Origin of the sequence: Delftia sp. 11MD, assembly GCF_050907895.1 — a bacterium.
Lineage (GTDB): Bacteria > Pseudomonadota > Gammaproteobacteria > Burkholderiales > Burkholderiaceae_C > Comamonas > Comamonas tsuruhatensis.
Map to the genome: position 1 here is coordinate 4128953 of NZ_CP194333.1, position 17549 is coordinate 4146501.

A 17549-nucleotide genomic window follows, 5' to 3' on the forward strand; every position below is an offset into this window, starting at 1 on the left:
GTCGCAGAAGCCGTTGCCCGGGGAACACCCTGGCTGGACGCTGTGGTCGCCAATCTTCATCACTGATTGCGCACCCCAGCTATGCGCATCCCCTACCCAGAATTTCCACCGTTACAGCCGCCTGGACCGCATTGGCTGGCCGTCTACTTCCGCGACCTGGCCGAAGGCGCCGTGATGGAGCGCGAGGGCGCCGGCCACCCGCTGATCTGGAGCGCATGCGCGCTGCTGAGCAACGCGGGATATGCGGCGCTGGACGAGGCCAGGCACAGCGGAATGCTGCTCTACGCCTGGTGCGGCACCACCTTCTTTGACCAACCAACGGCCCGCCACTGAGCGGGCCGTTTGCATGCCGGAGACCCACATGCAACTCGCCCGCATCCCGCACCCCACGACACCGCTCACGGATCGCGCCTTCATCTACCGCCGCAGCGAAGCCACCAACGTGGCAGAGACGTTTGCCAAGGCGCGCGAGCAGCTGGCCAGCGCTGCAGCTGCTGCCACTGCGCCCAAGCGCCGCAGCCGCAAAGCCAGCGCCGCAGATGCGCCCAGCGCGCCCAAGCTCCAGCAGATCCCGCTGGAACTTCCATCCCTCTGATCACTGGAGTCACATGCGCACCTTCACCATCAAATGCGGCTGCACGCAGCAGCAATTCATCGGCGCCTGCACGCAAGACGCATGCGCCTGGGCGCTGGAGCAATTCGGAGACCGGCCCTATGTCGTCATCTGCCACCGCTGACCGCGACCACCACTGGGCCAGCGATTGGCACTACGCGCTGCGCCACGCCTTCGCACTGGCCGACGCCCACGCCCTTGCCGCTCGGCAGGCACGTCGCCCGCTCATCACCCAACGCGCCGCGTGGGCTGTCCAGTTCGACCGCTCGCGCGACCAGATCCACCGCCTTCTACACCTTGACGGCACCCCGTCCTGACCCCCACCACTTCACAGGAGACCACCATGACCCGCCAAATCATCATTGCCATTTCCGCCGACGACGAGGGCCGCGTTGCCCTGACCACCAACCTGCCCCGGCCCGTGCCTGGGCGCGGCCTGCACACCGAGGACGCGGCCGCACTGGAGCTGCTGCGCATGGCCCAGCACCTGCCCAACCTCGAAACCACCACCTACGACGCCAGCCACCTGGCGCCGGATGTGGCCGAGGCCTTCGACCTGATCCGTGAGCTGATCAATCCGGATGGCTACGGCTACTCGGTCACCGCCGAAGTCGGCAACCACGCACGCCGCGTGCTGCAGATCAAGGGGCAACAGGTCGGTCTCCCGCTATGAGCAAGAACACGCCATGGCGTGCCGATGATGACGCCTACCTGCGGGCGCACTACCCCACCCAGCCCACAGCCGCCGTCGCTGCGCACCTGCAGCGCTCGGCCAGGCATGTGCAGCAGCGAGCCTATGACCTGGGCGTGAAAAAGGCACCCGGCGCCAAGACCCTGCGCGCAGGCCGCTGGACGCAGCTTGATGACCTGCTGCAGCTGCTGTATGCCGACATGAGCAATGAGGACCTGGGCGAGCTGCTGGGCATGCCCATGCAGGACATCGCCACCCGGGCCAGCCGCCTTGGGCTGCACAAGACCCCGGCGGTACTGTCCCAGACCTACAGCACCTCCATGCTGCGGCAGGGCCGGCGGCAAGGGCAGTTCACCACTGGTTTCAGGCCCTGGAACAAAGGCTTGCACGGGTACAGCGTGGAGCTGGGTCGAAGCCATTTCAAAGCCGGCAACAGGCCGCCGACCTGGGTGCCCGTGGGCACCGAGCGCTGGACCACGCCGCCACGCGCGCTGCCACATGCAGCCCGCTACCTCAAGCGCAAGGTGGCCGAGCCAAACCGCTGGGCGCTGGTGCACCGCATCGTCTGGGAGCAGCATCACGGCCCCATCCCGGAGGGACATGCCGTCATCTTCCATGACGGCGACACCTCCAATTTCGACATCAGCAACCTGCGCTGCATCTCGCGCGCAGAGCTGTCCCGCAGCAACGGGGCCGCCGTCCCCATCGACCTGCTGCCCGTGTGGCAACTCACACGCCAGCTGGACCAAGAGATCAAGGAAATGGAGAAAGCCGAGCATGACCACCACCACAACCGACACCCAGCCCACGCCACCTGAAACCAGCGGCATGGGCCAGCTGCAATCGCTGCTGCTCCAGACCATCAAGGATCTGCGCAGCGGCGCCACCACGCCGCAGATCGCCCGCGCCATCACCGACATCGGCCAGACCCTGGTGGCCAGCTCGCGCGCAGAAATCGAGTTTGCGCGGATCACCAAGGCTTCGCGCGTCGGCTTCCTTGATTCGCCAGCGCTGCAAGGTGCAATGCCCAAGCCCACAGCAGACGGGTCCGGCCACACCACGCCATTGCCACCGGGCCAGCACTGGCAGGGCCTGGTCCACCGCACCAGCGACGTGGAGCCCAGGCGATGACTCATTGACTAGATTTTGTGCACGCTGATTTGCGGGGTTGCCGGAGCGGCCGAACAGTGACTACAGCAAAAGAACTGCGCCACGCCTAGAGTAGATGCGCTTGTCTTCGAGGGTTCGAATACCTCACCCCGCTCCCGACCGTTCAGAGGTATAAGAAGACACTATTTCCTTTTATGAAGATTTTTCACTCCCTCGTAGGATTGAATAATAGAGTCAGCAAGGTCGAAAGCATCAAACTTCTCCGCCGAAACAGAATTCATTGCCACGAAAAGCTGCTTTGCCACCTCCTTTAGCCCAAGAGCGCAAAATTCAAGAAATTTCAGAACTTCTCGCTTATCCACATCACTTGCATTTCCTTCATATGCTTTTCCAATCACGGAAACCTGCACTGCAGTCAACTTGACATTCGCAAACGCACGCATGGCATCAGGCGGGAGGAGTTCAGATCTCAAATTCTGAATAGATGATAACTGCTCGATGATTGTTGCATTGGACAATACAATCACTGCAATTTTATCATCTTGAATTCCACATGAAAGAACTTGAATTGACTGAATAAGGCCCTTCGCAAAATGTCGCGATGCAATAACAGCCATTCGCCTTTCATCACGAATAGAAGATCTTGATACCCATATTGCGATCATTACAGCAGCAAATGCGCCGAGCACCTGCATCCATCCCGACCACTCTGCTTTAGTCATACAAGACCACCAGCGCTGAATCTGCCAATCCCCAAAAAATAAGCAAATTTCAGTAGTCTCCATTGCCACTTCCTTTCCTAGGTGGCGAATCCTACCCTCCCATAGCCCGTTTGGCAGTCGCCTCTCGGGCTTTTTGCATGGAACCCACAATGTCCGAGAACAGCAAGATCGAATGGACCGACCACACGTTCAACCCCTGGGAAGGCTGCCAGAAGGTGGGCCCGGGCTGTGACCACTGCTATGCCGAGACCCGCAATGCGCGGTTTGCCGGCGGCCAGGCCGTGAACTGGGGCCCAGGCGCGCCGCGCCGTCGCACCAGCCCTGCCACCTGGGCCATGCCGCGCCGCTGGAACGCGCAGGCTGATGCATTCATGGCTCAGCATGGACGCCGCCAGCGCGTGTTCTGTGCATCGCTGGCGGACGTGTTCGACAACGCTGTGGACCCGCAATGGCGCGCCGACCTGTTCACCCTGATCCACCAGACGCCGAACCTTGACTGGCTGCTGCTCACGAAGCGCATCGGCAACGTCATCCCCATGATGGCGGAGCTGGTGCACGACAAGGACCAGGACCTGCCATGGCTGGACCTGATGCCGCTGCCCAATGTGTGGATCGGCGCCACCATCGTGAACCAGGCCGAGGCAGACCGCGACATCCCGAAGCTGCTGGCCGTGCCGGCGCGCGTGCGTTTCCTGAGCATGGAGCCGCTGCTGGGGCCTGTGAATCTGGAGCGTCCTCGCCCCGGGCCTGACCTTGACCAAGGCGGAGGCTCGAAGATCTGCCAGCCGTGGCTGATCCAGAGCGGCATCCATTGGGTGATCGTCGGCGGCGAGAGCGGCCCCGGCGCGCGGCCCATGCACCCCACCTGGGCACGCAGCCTGCGCGACCAGTGCAACGCTGCTGGCGTGCCATTCCTGTTCAAGCAGTGGGGAGAGTGGGCGCCTTATGACCGGAGCCGCACCGATGGAGCCGCTCTCGCGACGCCTTACTCCTTAGACGAGCCACTGCAGCACTTTGGCAAAAAAGCCTCAGGCCGACAGCTCGACGGCCGCGCCTGGGACGAGACGCCCGCCAGCTGACCCCCAGGCATGAGCACAGCGCATGGGCGCTGTCCTGACACACCCCTCCCCCGAAGCCCTCCCGGTATGCCGCGAGGGCTTTCCTGTTTCTGCATCCCGTGAATTCCAAACCACCCCAGACCTGCGAGCTGCTGCAGCGCGCAGGCCACGTCATCAACACCACTGCCAGCCACTGGCGCATCACCAAGGAAGCCTCATGACAGCAACGAAGCAACAGCCCATCGCCGGCTACCGCATCAGCGACCCGAGCGACCCCACGATCAAGCCATGGCTGTCAGAGACGCCCGACGACAACGGCTACACGTCAGAACCGCTCTACGCCGGGGCAGCTCCTGTCGCTGTGGCAAGGTGGGGCGTGGCGGCGTGGATGACGCCTGAAGGCGACCGCGTTGTGACAGCAGAGACGATGGACGGAGCGCGCAAGGATGGCGGGGCCAGCCTGTCCAGCTTGCGGCCCTACACCGTCGCCCTGGTGCGTGCTGGCGAGCCTGCCGCCGCAGCGCCCGCCCTGGAAGCGCCTGCAGCCCCGGTGCGCCAACCTCTGACAGGGCAGGAAATCATCAACCGCTTTGATTTTCTGGAAGGGGTGGTGAACGAGCACTACTACCTCAAGATCGTCAAGGTGGCGGAAGGCATTCAGGCCGACGCGCTGGCCGCTGCGCCCAAGGCACCTGCTGCGCCCGTGGGCGATGAGCGCGAGGCTTTCGAGGCCTGGATCAAAAGGGATGGCGGCGATCTGAGCACGTTTGGCAGTGGCCAGAACCGACACTACAACAACAGCGCCGTGAACAACGCTTGGACCGGATGGAGTTCGCGCGCCAAGCTGGCAGCACCTGCTGCGCCTGCAGTGGATGCGAGCGACACGGCCCTGCTGGATGCCATGGAGCGCGAGCGCATCGCAGTCATCCCCGAGTTTGAAGGCCCGTGGGATGCCCAGATCTTCGGCGAAGACGAGGCAACCCTGGCCTGCGGCAGCGGCGTGACTCCACGCAAAGCCATCGCCGAAGCCCTTGCATCTCTCGAAGCCCGCAAGGCACACGACGCAGCCCAGGCAGCAGCCAAGGGGGGCGGCATCGTGAGCAAAACCGAACGTCTGGGGCATGCCAATGCCCTGATCGAGATCATCAGCCGGCATGGCCGCCGCTTCTTCCGCAACCGCGAATCCGGCGCCATCGCGCGCCTGGAGCTGGATGCTAGCGGCCGGCTCTGGTGGATTGACGAATACCGGGGCTCGCGGGTCTACACGGGCAAGGTGATGGGCTATCCGCACCGCTGGCGCGGCTTCAGCCATGGGGGCACGCTGCGCTCGCTGGTGGAGGCCCTGCGCGGCTACGTCCTGCGCGGCGAGCTGCTGCACCCCGAGTACATCGCACCGAGCCGGATCGACCCTACCAACGGCGACATCTGGGGCTACGGCGCCGAGGCCGCCGCTGCAGTGCGTGCCGAGGCCCACGCCCTACCCCTTTTCCAGCGCCCCACTGGGCACAAGGAGAGCACATGAAAGAACGACCGATCCTGTTTTCGGCGCCGATGGTCCGAGCCCTGCTCGCGGGCACGAAGACCCAGACGCGGCGCATTCTGAAGCTCAAGTGGGGCTTCGATGTCGAGGAGCGCGATGACGGCACCCTGTGGCCATGGGCAGAGCATCCTGACTGCGACGATGACGTGTGGATGCCTTGCCAGCAAGGAGAGATTGGCGACCGGCTGTGGGTGCGCGAGGCCTTCCGCTTCCCCGCAAGTTTGGATCACCTTTCGCCATCCGTGTGCGGCGATAAGGCCCTGGACGCCGGCTATCGAACGCCGTGGGCGCCGACCCAGTTCGAGGCCGACGGCTCGCGAACCGGTGAATGGCGCGGGTTTGACACGCTACCAGAGAAGACCAGGCCGGGAAAGCTGCGACCTGGCATCCACATGCCCCGCTGGGCCAGCCGCATCTCGCTGGAGATCACGGCTCTGCGTGCGCAGCGCCTGCAAGACATCAGCGATGCAGATGCGCGCGCCGAGGGCATCGAGTGCATGGCAGGAGACCCAGAATGCGGCTACCGCAACTACCTGGACCAAGCCAGCCAGGACTGGTCGCTGAGCCCGCGAGAGTCGTTCCGCAGCCTCTGGGAGTCGATCAACGGCCCAGCTTCCTGGGCCAAGAACCCCTGGGTCTGGGTCGTGGAATTCGAGCGCGCCAAAGCAACAGAAAAAGGAAAAAAACAATGACCAACACCGAAACGCTCAACATCCGGGAAGCAGCGGAAATCCTCAAAATCCACGTCAAGACAGCCGAGGACCTGGTGCGCGATGGCGAGATCCCAGCCGGCAAAATCGGCCGGGCATATGTCCTGATGCGCCGAGACGTGGTGCGCTACGCCGAGAAAGCCATCCTCCAGCAGACAGCCGAACGCCTTGTGCGCAAGCGTTCACCAAAGGGCGTTGGCAAGGTCCGTGCCCCTCAGGTTCGCGTAGCGCATTAGCATGCGCTGCGTCTTGTGGCCCGTGATCTTCATGATCTGCGTCTCGCTCAGCGTGGTCCGCTCAAACAGGCGGCTGGTCGCTTCGTGACGCAGATCATGAAATCGCAGACCCTTGGCGCCGGCCTGCTCCATGATCCCGGCATACAGGTTGGACAGGTAATCAGTGGTGGCATGCAGGTCTTCATCGCGCTTCGACCACCACGGGAAAATCAACGACTGCGGGCTGGGCACATCAAGGCCCTGCAGGTAGCTCTCCAGCACTCCCACTGCCACCGTGGACAACGGCACCTGCCGCTTGTCCCCGTTCTTGGTCTTGTCCAAAAACACCGTTCGCCGTGGCAGGTCCACCTGCCCGAGCGTCAGCGTGTACATCTCGCGCATCCTCATTGCCGTCTCCACGGCCAGTACAAACAGGCATCGCAGCGCCGCCTGATGCTCCAGCTTCAGCGGCCGCTGCTTGCGCGCGAGCACCCCCCCATCGATCACGGCCAGCACTGCCTCATACTCCCCGCGTTCTAAACGCCGGTCCCGCTCCACATCCGTCCGCGCACCGCCATCGGCCAGGGCGGCATCGGTCTTTGTGTACTGAGCATAGCCGTCTGGCAGCGTGCGCAGCGGATGATCAGGCAGGGACAGCAGACCCTTTCGCATGCCCCAGTCTGTGCATCTGGCCAGCGCCCCGACTTTGGCGCGGATGGTTGCCGGCGCCAGATTCTCCACACGCTTCATCTCCGTGATCCACCCGTCCACCCAAGCCGAATTGATCTCGCTCAGCGGGTAGTGACCACGGCTTTCGAGGATGGTGCCGAGGGCACTCCGATCCTTTGGCGACGGATGCGCATCACGCTCGTATTCGCGCACCAGCTCTTTGATCGTCAGCACCACCTCAGCTTTCTGATGCTCCGCCGGCACGATGCCTCGGTCCAGGAGCGCATCCAGCCTGGCCGCATATTCGTCGCCCTCGGCCTCGGTCGCAAAGGTCAAATAGAGCGGTTTGTCCAGCACGCCCTGGCGCTTGAACGTGTACTGCCAGGTGCCATTGGGGAACTGTTTCTTGCCTGCCAAGCCGGCCTCCGATCTGCTGCAAATGGGGCGCGAGTCTACGCCCAGGCAGGTTGGTAGACAACTATTCTCGGCTGGTAGACGCTCCCTTTGGCTACCATTCTGGCGGGTAAAACGGGCAAAGAAAAAGACCCTAGATGTCTCTAGGGCCTTGATTTCATTCAGTTTTTGGTGGTGGGTGCTGACGGGGTCGAACCGCCGACCTACGCCTTGTAAGGGCGCCGCTCTACCAACTGAGCTAAGCACCCCACCTTGACTGGTGTCAGTTCAGGGCATCCTTCAATGCCTTGCCCGGACGGAACTTGGGAACCTTGGCGGCCTTGATCTTGATGGTCTCGCCGGTGCGGGGGTTGCGGCCCGTGCGGGCGGCGCGCTTGCCAACGGCGAATGTACCAAAACCAACGAGCGACACTGTACCACCCTTTTTGAGGGTTTTCTTCACAGCCTCAATCGTGGAATCCAGTGCGCGAGCAGCCGCAGCCTTGGAGATGTCGGCGTTGTTAGCGATGTGCTCAATCAGTTCGGTTTTATTCACAAGATGCCTCTGGAGAAATAAGTGAATGGAATGTCTCTGCGGCCACCAACTTGGCGCGACCAGAAACCCGGCGCGACGGATACGGAATCTGGCTTGCCGTTCGACGCTTGCCTCGGGGCAGGCATCGGTGAATTAAAGCCATCGACCTTCCAGGTGTCAATGCACGCTGTGCATCGCAACGACAGGGCACGATTCTATGCGGTTTTGGCGCCAGCTTTGGCTTTGCGGCCGGTTTTTTGCGCGCAGCGGGTGCTAGCGGCTTCACGAATTGACAAGGGTTGACAATGGACTTGCCCGCCGCAGGCCTTGCCAGTGCTGCAATGCGCCTCACCGCTTCGCATCCACGACGCCGCAGCGGCTGCCCTGCCTGATTCAAATGCTTCCAAAAAAATAGCAACGCCAGACAGTTTGACGTGTCTGGCGCAGGATCCCGGGAACGGCCGGAAAGGCCCTCAGTGCGTGACCCGCGCGCGGATCTCGGGCAGGGCTTTTTGCAGGTAGTAGACCATCGACCAGACGGTGAGCACCGCCGCCACCCAGATCAGCACCTGGCCCCAGACGCCGGTGTCGATCATGCCGAACACACGGCCGTCGTACAGCAGGAAGGGGATGGCCACCATCTGCGCCGTGGTCTTGAGCTTGCCCAGCATGTGCACGGCCACGCTCTTGCCCGCGCCCAGGTGGGCCATCCATTCGCGCAGGGCCGAGATGGCGATTTCGCGGCCGATGATGATCAGGGCCACGAACACATCGGTGCGCTGCAGATGCACCAGCACCAGCAGCGAGGCGCAGACCAGGAACTTGTCGGCCACGGGATCGAGGAAGGCGCCGAAGGCCGATGTCTGGTTGAGCTTGCGCGCCAGGTAGCCGTCGAGCCAGTCGGTGGCCGCGAAGACGATGAACATGACCGTGGCGACCAGGTTGCGGGTCGCCACGTCGAAAGGCGCATAGAACACCCCGACGATCAGCGGAATCGCGACGATCCGCGTACAGGTCATCAAGGTGGGGATTGTGAGAAACATGGCCGCCATTGTGTCACGTACCTTGGTGTTTGAGGTTCTGTTTGCGGGCCTGCGGTGCAGCCCGCGGGACAGTCGTTTCAATGCAATGCACGGTAGATATCTTCAGCCAGCGCGGCCGAGATGCCGTCCACGCTGCACAGGTCTTCCACCGTGGCTTCCGACACGCCGCGCACGCCGCCGAAGCGCTGCAGCAGGCGCGCGCGCTTCTTGGGGCCCACGCCCGGAATCTCCTCGAGCTTGCCGCCGCCCACGCGCACCTTGGCGCGCGCCGCGCGCATGCCGGTGATGGCGAAGCGGTGGGCCTCGTCGCGGATCTGGGCCACCAGCATCAGCGCGGCCGAGTCGTAGCCCAGGTAGATCTTCTCGCGCCCGTCGGCAAAGACCAGTTCTTCCAGGCCGACCTTGCGCCCCTCGCCCTTTTCCACGCCCACGATGCGCGAGACATCGAGCCCTAGCTGCTCGAAGACTTCGCGCGCCATGCTGACCTGGCCCTTGCCACCGTCGACCAGTACCAGGTCCGGCAGTTGCGGCTGCTTGCCGGTGAGCTCGGCACCGCCCGCCTCTCTTTGCGCCTCGGCCACGCGGCTGTAGCGGCGCGTCAGCACCTGGCGCATGGCGGCATAGTCGTCGCCGCCCGTGATGCCTTCGATGTTGAAGCGCCGGTATTCGCTGCTTTGCATCTTGTGGTGATGGAAGACCACGCAGGAGGCCTGCGTGGCCTCGCCTGCCGTGTGCGAGATGTCGAAGCATTCGATGGTGAGTTCGTCCAGGTTCTCGCAGGCCAGGTCCAGCGCCTCGACCAGCGCGCGCGTGCGCGCCTGCTGCGAGCCTTCTTCGGCCAGCAGGCGGGCCATCTGGATGTCGGCGTTTTTTTGCGCCATCTCCAGCCAGATGCGCCGCTGCTCGCGCGGCTGCTGCACGGCGGTGATGCGCACGCCGCCTTGCTCGCTCAGCAGCGCCAGCAGTTTCTTGTCCACCGGGTGGCTGACGATGAGCACGGGCGGCACGGCCACGCCGGTGTAGTGCTGGGCGATGAAGGCCTCCAGCACGATCTCCTCGACCGGCCGCGCGGACTCGGCAAGACTGGCCTCTTCCTCGCCGGCGTAGACCGAGGCGGCATCGCCCAGGTTGGCGGGAAAGTACGGCCGGTCGCCCAGGTGGCGGCCGCCGCGCACCATGGCCAGGTTCACGCAGGCGCGGCCGCCCTGCACCTTCACGGCGAGGATGTCCACGTCGCGGTCGTCGGCGGTTTCTATGACCTGCTGGTGCAGCACGCGCGACAATGCCGTCATCTGGTTGCGCACCTCGGCGGCCTGCTCGTATTCCATGCGCCCGGCGTGCTCCATCATGCGGGCCTCCAGCTGGCGCAGCAGTTCCTGGGTCTCGCCGCGCAGCATGGCCTCGGCATTGCGCACATCCAGCGCATAGGCTTCGGGCGAGATCAGGTCCACGCAGGGGCCGGAGCAGCGCTTGATCTGGTAGAGCAGGCAGGGCCGCGAGCGGTTGGCGAAGACCGTGTCCTCGCAGGTGCGCAGCCTGAAGACCTTTTGCAGCAGCTGGATGCTTTCCTTGACGGCCCAGGCATTGGGATAGGGGCCGAAGTAGCGGTGGCGCTTGTCCACGGCGCCGCGGTAGTAGGCCATGCGGGCAAAGAGCTGGTGGGCCGGCTCGCCAACCCGCCCGTCGCGCGCGGCGACGCCCGTGATCTTCAGATAGGGATAGCTCTTGTCGTCCCTGAACAGGATGTTGTACTTGGGTTGCTGCGTCTTGATCAGATTGTTTTCGAGCAGCAGGGCCTCGGCCTCGGAGCGCACCACCGTGGTCTCCATGCGGGCGATCTTGCCCACCATGTGACCTATGCGCGTGCCGCCATGGTTCTTGGTGAAGTAGCTGGAGACGCGGCGCTTGAGGTTGATGGCCTTGCCCACGTACAGCAGCGTGCCTGCCGCGTCGAAATAGCGGTAGACGCCGGGCAGACCCGGCAGCGCTGCCACCTGGGCCAGCAGTTCATCGGAATGGGGTTCGGACATGCGCCTATTGTGGCCGCTGCCCGGGCCCGCCGCAGCGGGCCTGCGGGCTCTTACTCGGCCTCGATCTTCGAGGACTTGACCACCTGGGCCCAGTTGGCCCAGTCGGTCTTGACCATGGCGCCGAGCTGCTGCGGGTTCATGTAGTCGGCCGTGGCGCCCTGCTCCTGCGCCTTTTGCTTGAAGGCCGGGTTCTCCACGACCTTCTTGAGGTCTGCCGTGAGCTTGTCGATCACGGGCCTGGGCGTGGCGGCGGGCGCGAACACGGCAAACCAGGAGGTGGCGTTGACGCCTGCGTAGCCGGCCTCGGCCGTGGTGGGCGCATCCGGCAGGCTGGGCAGGCGCTGCGTGCCGGTGACGGCCAGCACGCGCAGCTTGCCGCTTTGCACATGAGGCATGAAGGGCGGCGCCGTGCCGAAGGTCAGGTCCACCTGGCCACCCAGCAGGTCCTGCAGCGCGGGGCCCGTGCCCTTGTAGGGCACGTGGACCATCTTGATGCCGGCCTGCTGCTCCAGCATGGCGCCGGTCACGTGCTGCAGCGATCCGTTGCCGGAAGAGGCGTAGTTCAGCTTGCCCGGGTTGGCCTTGGCATAGGCCACGAGTTCGGTCAGCGTCTTCACGGGCAGCTCGGACCGCACCACGATGATCTGCGGCGCCGACAGCACATTGGCCACGGGCTGGAAGTCGCCCTGCTCCCAGGTGCGGGCCTTGGTCAGGTGGGGCGAGATCACGTGGTAGCCCGAGTACTGCATGAGCAGGGTGTAGCCATCGGCCTCGGCACGCTTGACCAGGCTGGCCGCGATGGAGCCGTTGCCACCGCCCTTGTTGTCCACCACCACCGACTGGCCGATCACCGGCGCCAGCGCCTGGGCCGCCATGCGCGCGGCCAGGTCGGTGGTGCCGCCGGCTGCGGCCGGCACGATCATGGTGATGGTCTTGGCGGGGTAGCCGCCCTGGGCCAGCGCGGCCGTGCCGCCCAGGCCCAGTCCTGCGATGGCCATGGCCACGGCTGCGATCTGTCTGCGTTGAATCTTCTTCATCTTTGTCTCCTTGGTTTGCTCGGTTCTTGTGAATGAGAATGCGCGCCGGCCTCAGCCCTTGGCCAAAGCCCGTTCGCGGATGGCTGCAAAGTCGGCCGGTGGCTGGTGCAGGTCCAGCCGCGCGCCGGCCTTGGCGATCTGGCTGGCCGTGTCATGGCCGATCAGCGCGGGCAGGCTGCGCGCGGCCGCGACGATCTGCGCCAGGTCCACGCCGGTGTCGTAGCCCATGAGCTGCAGCGCGTGGACGATGTCCTCCGTGCAGGCATTGCCCGAGGCGCCCGGCGCATAGGGGCAGCCGCCCAGGCCGCCGATGGAGGCATCGAAGCGGTCGCCGCCCGCCTCGATGGAGGCCAGCACATTGGCCAGCGCCATGCCGCGCGTGTTGTGGAAATGCAGGGTCATGCCCAGCTGCGGCCAGCGCTGCCGGAAGGCGGCCACCATGGCGCGCACCTGGGTCGGGAAGGCCATGCCCGTGGTGTCGCACAGCGTGATGCCCTGCACGCCCAGATCGGCAAAGCGCTGCACCCAGCCGAAGACTTCCTGCTGCGGCACATCGCCTTCCATGGGACAGCCAAAGCAGCATGACAGCGAGACGTTGACGGGCACGCCCGCCTGCTGCGCCGTGGCCACGACCTGGGCCAGCGCCGCGAACGACTGGCTGCGCTGCATGCGCAGGTTGCACAGGTTGTGGGTCTCGCTGACCGACATGACCAGGTTGAGTTCGTCCGTGCGCGCCTCGATGGCGCGCTCGGCGCCGCGGGCATTGGGCACCAGGGCGGTGTAGACGGTGCTGGGGCGGCGTTCGATCTCGCGCATGACGATCTCGCCATCGCGCAGCGCGGGAATGGCGGTGGGCGAGACAAAGGCCGTGACCTCGATCTTGGACAGGCCGGCCTGCGACAGCGCATTGACCAGGGCGATCTTGTCCTCGGTGGGGACGAAGGCCTGCTCCATCTGCAGCCCGTCGCGCGTGCCGACCTCGTTGAAGAAAACGCGGCGGCCCGCGCCCTGCCAGACATCCGTGGTGTGGACGGCGTTCATTGGATCACTCCCTTGCTGCGCAGCAGCGCAATCTGTTCGGCCGTGAGGCCGGCCTCGGCCAGCACCGCGTCGGTGTCGTCGCCCACATGGGGGGCGCTGGTGCGCACCGTACCCGGCGTGAGCGAGAGCTTGGGCACGATGCCCGGCACCTCGATGTCGTCGCCGTCGCGCGTGTGCTGGCTGAGGATCATGTCGCGGGCGCGGTAGTGCGGGTCCTCGGCAATGTCCTTGGCGGTGTAGACCTTGCCGGCCGGCACGCGTGCGGCGGCCAGCTGGTCCATCACGGCCTGCACGCTCTGCGTGCGCGTCCAGCCGCCGATGACGGCATCGATCTCGGCAATGCGCGCCACGCGGCCCGCGTTGTCGGCCAGTTGCGGATCGTCGGCCAGGTCCTGGCGGCCGATGGTGGCCATCAGGCGCTTGAAGATGGAGTCGCCATTGCCGGCCACCAGCACCCAGCCGTCCTGGCAGGGATAGGCGTTGGACGGCGCGATGCCCGGCAGCGCGCTGCCTGCGGCCTCGCGCACGGCGCCGAAGGCGCTGTATTCGGGCAGCAGGCTTTCCATGACGTTGAACACGGCCTCATGCAGCGCCACGTCGATGACCTGGCCGGCACCGCCGTTCACCTTGCGGTGGTACAGGGCCATCATCACGCCGATCACGCCATGCAGCGCGGCCAGCGTGTCGCCAATGGACACGCCCACGCGCACCGGCACCCGGCCCGGCTCGGCCGTCAGGTGGCGCAGGCCGCCCATGGCCTCGCCGATCACGCCAAAGCCCGGCAGGTCGCGGTAGGGGCCGGTCTGGCCGTAGCCCGAGATGCGCAGGATGACCAGCCCGGGGTTGAGCGCATGCAGCTGCTCGGGCGACATGCCCCAGCCCTCCAGCGTGCCGGGACGGAAGTTCTCCACCAGCACATCGGCCTCGGCGATCAGGCGCCGGGCGATGTCCTGGCCCTCCTGCTGGCGCAGGTCCAGCGCCACCGAACGCTTGTTGCGCGACTGCACCTGCCACCAGACCGAGGTGCCGTTCTTGATCAGGCGCCAGTTGCGCAGCGGATCGCCCGCGCCCGGCGCCTCGATCTTGACCACGTCGGCGCCGAATTCGCCCAGCGTCTTGCCGCAGAACGGCCCGGCGATCAATTGCCCCATCTCGACCACGCGCACGCCGCTGAGCGCGCCGGGTGTGGGGGCCTGCCTTGTCTGTTGTGTCATGGGTTAGCGCTTCCTCTTTGTCTCCTGCGGCCGGCCTCCGATGGCATTGCCGCGGCGCCGATCTTGCCGCCGTCCGCGCCGGCCGCAAAACGCTCAAGCGCGACGCTGCCATCGCAAACCGGCATGGCAGAACCCGGTCGGGCGGGGCCGGGCGATAATCGCCACCCCATGAAACTCGACCCGATCTCGCTGCGCCTGTTCGTGGCCGTGATGGAGGAAAGCGCCATCGCCCGCGCCGCCGCACGCGAACACATCGCCCCCTCGGCCGCCAGCCGGCGGCTGGCCGAGCTGGAGAGCCAGCTGCAGGTGGAGCTGTTCACCCGCAGCAACCGCGGCAGCGTACCCACGGCCGCCGCCTATGCACTGCTGAACATGGCGCGCGGCGTGCTCAATGACCTGGACGGCATCGGCGAGCAGATGCGCGAGTACGGCAGCGGCCTGCGCGGCCATGTGCGCGTGATGGCCAACATCTCGGCCATCACGCAGTTCCTGCCCTCCCAGCTGCAGCGCTTCCTGGACCAGCACCCGCATGTGGACGTGCGCCTGCAGGAGCGGGTGAGCAGCGACATCGCGCGCGCCGTGGCCGACAACGAGGCCGATATCGGCATCCTCAACCAGGGCAGCTACGGAGAGAAGATCCGCCTGCGCCCCTACCGGCGCGACCGCCTCATCGTCATCGTCCCCCAAGGCCATGCGCTGGCGCGCCGGCGCTCGCTGCGGCTGGCCCAGGTGCTGGACCATGACCTGGTGGGCATGCACGCCGGCAGCGCGCTCAACCACCAGATCACGCGCGCCGCGGCCGACCTGGGCCTGCAGCCGCGGCTGCGCATGAAGGTGACGGGCTATGACGCGCTGTGCCTGATGGTGGCCTCGGGCCTGGGCGTCGGCATCCTGCCCGAAGGCAGTGCCCGCCTGTACCTGGGCGCCCTGCCGCTGCGCTGCATTGCGCTGGACGAGCCCTGGGCCGAGCGCCAGCTGATGTTGTGCGTGCGCTCGCAAGAGGCACTGCCGCCAGTGGCGCAGTTGCTGGTCGAACACCTGTGCGAACCCTGATTCCGATGCTTGCCTTCAACCCCATCCCCCCGGACCCTCTGCCAGAGCAGGCCGCCGCACGGACCTGGGACATCTTCTGCCAGGTCATAGACAACTTCGGCGACATCGGCGTGTGCTGGCGCGCGGCGGCCGACCTGGCCTCACGCGGCCAGCGCGTGCGGCTGTGGATGGACGACGCCAGCGCCCTGGCCTGGATGGCGCCCCGGCCCCACCCGGCCGGACTCAGCGTGCACGGCTGGCCCACGCAGGCGCAGGACATTCCGCAGGCCGTGGGTGACGTGGTCATCGAGGCCTTCGGCTGCGAGATTCCGCCGCCCTTTCTGGCGGCCATCGCGCGCCGCGCGCCGCTGTGGATCAACCTCGAATACCTGTCGGCAGAGGACTATGTGGAGCGCTGCCACCGCCTGCCCTCGCCGCTGATGTCGGGGCCGGCTGCGGGGTTGACGCGCTGGTTCTTCTACCCGGGCTTCACGGCCGCCACGGGCGGCCTGCTGCGCGAGCCGGACTTGGCCGCGCGCCAGGCGGCTTTTGCTTCCGAGGGCCGGCAGGCCTGGCGCACACGCCACGGCATAGGCACCGGTGATTGCGCCATCTCGCTGTTCTGCTACGAACCCCCTGCCCTGCCGCACTGGCTGTGCCAGCTGCATGCTGCGCCGCCCGCACCACAGGCCACGCATCTGCTGGTGACTCCCGGGCGCGCGGCAGCCGCGGTGCAGCAGGCCATGGCCGGCGTGACCGCCGCAGACCACGGTTCGGTGACCCGGCATGCGCTGCAGCCCTGCCCCCAGCCGCAGTTCGACGAGATGCTCTGGGCCTGCGACCTGAACCTGGTGCGCGGCGAGGATTCGCTGGTACGCGCGCTGTGGGCCGGCCAGCCCCTGGTCTGGCACATCTATCCCCAGCACGACGACGCCCACCACGACAAGCTCGACGCCTTCCTGGACTGGCTGCAGGCGCCGGCCAGCCTGCGCGCCTTCCACCATGCCTGGAACGGCATGGCACCGGCAAGCACCCTGCCCGCAATCACGCCTGCGCTGCTGCAGCAATGGCAGGACTGCGCACTGGCCGCGCGCGCGCGGCTGCTGCAACAGACCCCATTGATTGAGCAGCTGCAAGCTTTCGTGACCGAAAAAAGCTAGAATGCACGTTTTGCCTCCCTGGAGGCGCCGTTGCGGGCGACCGCCAGCCGGCCGCCATCGACCAACCAGGGTTGCACCCGCCGCGGAACTGCGGCAGGCGCACCGTCCCAGCGACTTCGCTTGCCTGCCCTGTTGAGCGGCTTCAACCTCAGCCAAGCAAGCTATGAAAATCGCTCAAGAAATCCGCGCCGGCAACGTGATCATGCACGGCAAGGACCCGATGATCGTCCTGAAGACCGAATACGCTCGCGGTGGCCGCGGCGCCGCCACCGTGCGCATGAAGCTCAAGGCCCTGCTGTCGAACATGGGCACCGAAGTCGTGTTCAAGGCCGACGACAAGATCGACAACGTGATCCTGGACAAGAAGGAGTGCACCTACTCCTACTTCGCCGATCCGATGTACGTCTGGATGGATGCCGAATACAACCAGTACGAAGTGGAAGCCGCCAACATGGGCGACGCCATCAACTACCTGGAAGACGGCATGCAGGCCGAAGTCGTGTTCTACGACGGCAAGGCCATCTCCTGCGAACTGCCCACGTCCGTGGAACGCGAAATCACCTGGACCGAACCCGCCGTCAAGGGCGACACATCGGGCAAGGTGCTCAAGCCCGCCAAGATCGCCACCGGCTTTGAAGTGCCCGTGCCCCTGTTCGTGAGCCAGGGCGACAAGATCGAAATCGATACCCGCACGGGCGAGTACCGCAAGCGCGTCTAAACAACGCCTGCAGTTCCC

General features: G+C 65.5%; 22 protein-coding genes and 1 tRNA gene. 14 read left to right on the forward strand and 9 right to left on the reverse strand.

What is annotated here, in order from left to right; genetic code table 11:
* Positions 1-81 precede the first annotated feature (81 nt).
* From ACRSCF_RS18660 to ACRSCF_RS18690, 7 genes are read left to right on the forward strand one after another with little or no spacing between them, the layout of a single operon-like run.
* Positions 82-333, forward strand: a complete 252-nt coding sequence (locus tag ACRSCF_RS18660; protein WP_034368267.1) for a hypothetical protein — start codon at positions 82-84, stop codon at positions 331-333.
* Between the two features lie 28 nt (positions 334-361).
* Entirely contained in the window at positions 362-595 is a 234-nt protein-coding gene (locus tag ACRSCF_RS18665; RefSeq protein WP_324622596.1) for a hypothetical protein, read from the forward strand.
* A gap of 13 nt (positions 596-608) precedes the next feature.
* Positions 609-737: a hypothetical protein gene (locus ACRSCF_RS18670; RefSeq protein WP_324622597.1), complete on the forward strand. Its 129-nt coding sequence runs from the start codon at positions 609-611 to the stop codon at positions 735-737.
* Positions 715-930 carry a hypothetical protein gene (locus ACRSCF_RS18675; RefSeq protein ID WP_034368274.1) on the forward strand — a complete coding sequence of 72 codons (216 nt, stop codon included), beginning with the start codon at positions 715-717 and terminating at the stop codon, positions 928-930. The genes ACRSCF_RS18670 and ACRSCF_RS18675 overlap by 23 nt, the downstream gene beginning before the upstream one ends.
* 26 nt (positions 931-956) lie before the next feature.
* Positions 957-1286 carry a hypothetical protein gene (locus ACRSCF_RS18680; protein WP_034368277.1) on the forward strand — a complete coding sequence of 110 codons (330 nt, stop codon included), beginning with the start codon at positions 957-959 and terminating at the stop codon, positions 1284-1286.
* The gene (locus ACRSCF_RS18685; RefSeq protein WP_324622598.1) at positions 1283-2122 is read left to right on the forward strand and encodes an HNH endonuclease signature motif containing protein; all 840 of its coding nucleotides are present in this window, start codon (positions 1283-1285) and stop codon (positions 2120-2122) included. Before ACRSCF_RS18680 ends, ACRSCF_RS18685 begins: the two co-directional genes overlap by 4 nt.
* Complete coding sequence (locus ACRSCF_RS18690) at positions 2082-2435, forward strand: hypothetical protein (protein WP_034368279.1); 354 nt, start codon at positions 2082-2084, stop codon at positions 2433-2435. Before ACRSCF_RS18685 ends, ACRSCF_RS18690 begins: the two co-directional genes overlap by 41 nt.
* 161 nt (positions 2436-2596) lie before the next feature.
* On the opposite strand, the gene ACRSCF_RS18695 is transcribed toward ACRSCF_RS18690, so the two are convergent.
* The gene (locus ACRSCF_RS18695; RefSeq protein ID WP_324622599.1) at positions 2597-3199 is read right to left on the reverse strand and encodes a hypothetical protein; all 603 of its coding nucleotides are present in this window, start codon (positions 3197-3199) and stop codon (positions 2597-2599) included.
* Between the two features lie 86 nt (positions 3200-3285).
* On the opposite strand from ACRSCF_RS18695, the gene ACRSCF_RS18700 reads away from it, so the two are divergent.
* From ACRSCF_RS18700 to ACRSCF_RS18715, 4 genes are all read left to right on the forward strand, one after another.
* On the forward strand, positions 3286-4215 hold the full coding sequence (locus ACRSCF_RS18700; protein WP_432675077.1) for a phage Gp37/Gp68 family protein: 930 nt from the start codon (positions 3286-3288) through the stop codon (positions 4213-4215).
* 196 nt (positions 4216-4411) lie between these two features.
* Complete coding sequence (locus tag ACRSCF_RS18705; protein ID WP_324622601.1) at positions 4412-5716, forward strand: hypothetical protein; 1305 nt, start codon at positions 4412-4414, stop codon at positions 5714-5716.
* Positions 5713-6426, forward strand: a complete 714-nt coding sequence (locus ACRSCF_RS18710) for a hypothetical protein (RefSeq protein ID WP_432675078.1) — start codon at positions 5713-5715, stop codon at positions 6424-6426. The genes ACRSCF_RS18705 and ACRSCF_RS18710 overlap by 4 nt, the downstream gene beginning before the upstream one ends.
* Positions 6423-6680 carry a helix-turn-helix domain-containing protein gene (locus ACRSCF_RS18715; protein ID WP_034368642.1) on the forward strand — a complete coding sequence of 86 codons (258 nt, stop codon included), beginning with the start codon at positions 6423-6425 and terminating at the stop codon, positions 6678-6680. The genes ACRSCF_RS18710 and ACRSCF_RS18715 overlap by 4 nt, the downstream gene beginning before the upstream one ends.
* Here ACRSCF_RS18715 and ACRSCF_RS18720 read toward each other — a convergent pair.
* The 8 genes from ACRSCF_RS18720 to ACRSCF_RS18755 form a co-directional block, all read right to left on the reverse strand.
* The gene (locus ACRSCF_RS18720; RefSeq protein ID WP_324622603.1) at positions 6627-7745 is read right to left on the reverse strand and encodes a site-specific integrase; all 1119 of its coding nucleotides are present in this window, start codon (positions 7743-7745) and stop codon (positions 6627-6629) included. The two genes, ACRSCF_RS18715 and ACRSCF_RS18720, sit on opposite strands and share 54 nt — an antisense overlap.
* 169 nt (positions 7746-7914) lie before the next feature.
* Positions 7915-7990, reverse strand: a tRNA-Val gene (locus tag ACRSCF_RS18725).
* Positions 7991-8004: 14 nt separating this feature from the next.
* On the reverse strand, positions 8005-8277 hold the full coding sequence (locus ACRSCF_RS18730) for an HU family DNA-binding protein (RefSeq protein ID WP_012204727.1): 273 nt from the start codon (positions 8275-8277) through the stop codon (positions 8005-8007).
* A 452-nt stretch (positions 8278-8729) separates the two neighbouring features.
* Complete coding sequence (pgsA, locus tag ACRSCF_RS18735; RefSeq protein WP_026062576.1) at positions 8730-9299, reverse strand: CDP-diacylglycerol--glycerol-3-phosphate 3-phosphatidyltransferase; 570 nt, start codon at positions 9297-9299, stop codon at positions 8730-8732.
* Between the two features lie 77 nt (positions 9300-9376).
* On the reverse strand, positions 9377-11329 hold the full coding sequence (uvrC, locus tag ACRSCF_RS18740) for an excinuclease ABC subunit UvrC (RefSeq protein ID WP_034368645.1): 1953 nt from the start codon (positions 11327-11329) through the stop codon (positions 9377-9379).
* A gap of 50 nt (positions 11330-11379) precedes the next feature.
* On the reverse strand, positions 11380-12366 hold the full coding sequence (locus ACRSCF_RS18745) for a Bug family tripartite tricarboxylate transporter substrate binding protein (RefSeq protein ID WP_034368647.1): 987 nt from the start codon (positions 12364-12366) through the stop codon (positions 11380-11382).
* A gap of 51 nt (positions 12367-12417) precedes the next feature.
* Positions 12418-13407 carry a hydroxymethylglutaryl-CoA lyase gene (locus ACRSCF_RS18750; RefSeq protein WP_034368650.1) on the reverse strand — a complete coding sequence of 330 codons (990 nt, stop codon included), beginning with the start codon at positions 13405-13407 and terminating at the stop codon, positions 12418-12420.
* Positions 13404-14621: a CaiB/BaiF CoA transferase family protein gene (locus ACRSCF_RS18755; RefSeq protein ID WP_016453012.1), complete on the reverse strand. Its 1218-nt coding sequence runs from the start codon at positions 14619-14621 to the stop codon at positions 13404-13406. The genes ACRSCF_RS18750 and ACRSCF_RS18755 overlap by 4 nt, the downstream gene beginning before the upstream one ends.
* A gap of 168 nt (positions 14622-14789) precedes the next feature.
* Here ACRSCF_RS18755 and ACRSCF_RS18760 point away from each other — a divergent pair, with 168 nt between their 5' ends.
* From ACRSCF_RS18760 to efp, 3 genes are all read left to right on the forward strand, one after another.
* Positions 14790-15674, forward strand: a complete 885-nt coding sequence (locus ACRSCF_RS18760; protein ID WP_017406152.1) for a LysR family transcriptional regulator — start codon at positions 14790-14792, stop codon at positions 15672-15674.
* 5 nt (positions 15675-15679) lie between these two features.
* Positions 15680-16813 (forward strand): elongation factor P maturation arginine rhamnosyltransferase EarP, encoded by a 1134-nt coding sequence (gene earP / locus ACRSCF_RS18765; RefSeq protein ID WP_244386359.1) that lies wholly within the window; start codon positions 15680-15682, stop codon positions 16811-16813.
* Positions 16814-16976: 163 nt separating this feature from the next.
* Positions 16977-17531: an elongation factor P gene (efp, locus tag ACRSCF_RS18770; protein WP_016445346.1), complete on the forward strand. Its 555-nt coding sequence runs from the start codon at positions 16977-16979 to the stop codon at positions 17529-17531.
* The last annotated feature ends 18 nt before the right edge of the window (positions 17532-17549 follow it).

What these genes read in the sequence shown, in the direction of transcription:
- ACRSCF_RS18660 (WP_034368267.1), top strand. Translation starts at nt 82, where the DNA reads ATGCGCATCCCCTACCCAGAATTTCCACCGTTACAGCCGCCTGGACCG.
- ACRSCF_RS18665 (WP_324622596.1), top strand. Translation starts at nt 362, where the DNA reads ATGCAACTCGCCCGCATCCCGCACCCCACGACACCGCTCACGGATCGC.
- ACRSCF_RS18670 (WP_324622597.1), top strand. Translation starts at nt 609, where the DNA reads ATGCGCACCTTCACCATCAAATGCGGCTGCACGCAGCAGCAATTCATC.
- ACRSCF_RS18675 (WP_034368274.1), top strand. Translation starts at nt 715, where the DNA reads ATGTCGTCATCTGCCACCGCTGACCGCGACCACCACTGGGCCAGCGAT.
- ACRSCF_RS18680 (WP_034368277.1), top strand. Translation starts at nt 957, where the DNA reads ATGACCCGCCAAATCATCATTGCCATTTCCGCCGACGACGAGGGCCGC.
- ACRSCF_RS18685 (WP_324622598.1), top strand. Translation starts at nt 1,283, where the DNA reads ATGAGCAAGAACACGCCATGGCGTGCCGATGATGACGCCTACCTGCGG.
- ACRSCF_RS18690 (WP_034368279.1), top strand. Translation starts at nt 2,082, where the DNA reads ATGACCACCACCACAACCGACACCCAGCCCACGCCACCTGAAACCAGC.
- ACRSCF_RS18695 (WP_324622599.1), bottom strand. Translation starts at nt 3,199, where the DNA reads ATGGAGACTACTGAAATTTGCTTATTTTTTGGGGATTGGCAGATTCAG.
- ACRSCF_RS18700 (WP_432675077.1), top strand. Translation starts at nt 3,286, where the DNA reads ATGTCCGAGAACAGCAAGATCGAATGGACCGACCACACGTTCAACCCC.
- ACRSCF_RS18705 (WP_324622601.1), top strand. Translation starts at nt 4,412, where the DNA reads ATGACAGCAACGAAGCAACAGCCCATCGCCGGCTACCGCATCAGCGAC.
- ACRSCF_RS18710 (WP_432675078.1), top strand. Translation starts at nt 5,713, where the DNA reads ATGAAAGAACGACCGATCCTGTTTTCGGCGCCGATGGTCCGAGCCCTG.
- ACRSCF_RS18715 (WP_034368642.1), top strand. Translation starts at nt 6,423, where the DNA reads ATGACCAACACCGAAACGCTCAACATCCGGGAAGCAGCGGAAATCCTC.
- pgsA (WP_026062576.1), bottom strand. Translation starts at nt 9,299, where the DNA reads ATGTTTCTCACAATCCCCACCTTGATGACCTGTACGCGGATCGTCGCG.
- uvrC (WP_034368645.1), bottom strand. Translation starts at nt 11,329, where the DNA reads ATGTCCGAACCCCATTCCGATGAACTGCTGGCCCAGGTGGCAGCGCTG.
- ACRSCF_RS18745 (WP_034368647.1), bottom strand. Translation starts at nt 12,366, where the DNA reads ATGAAGAAGATTCAACGCAGACAGATCGCAGCCGTGGCCATGGCCATC.
- ACRSCF_RS18750 (WP_034368650.1), bottom strand. Translation starts at nt 13,407, where the DNA reads ATGAACGCCGTCCACACCACGGATGTCTGGCAGGGCGCGGGCCGCCGC.
- ACRSCF_RS18755 (WP_016453012.1), bottom strand. Translation starts at nt 14,621, where the DNA reads ATGACACAACAGACAAGGCAGGCCCCCACACCCGGCGCGCTCAGCGGC.
- ACRSCF_RS18760 (WP_017406152.1), top strand. Translation starts at nt 14,790, where the DNA reads ATGAAACTCGACCCGATCTCGCTGCGCCTGTTCGTGGCCGTGATGGAG.
- earP (WP_244386359.1), top strand. Translation starts at nt 15,680, where the DNA reads ATGCTTGCCTTCAACCCCATCCCCCCGGACCCTCTGCCAGAGCAGGCC.
- efp (WP_016445346.1), top strand. Translation starts at nt 16,977, where the DNA reads ATGAAAATCGCTCAAGAAATCCGCGCCGGCAACGTGATCATGCACGGC.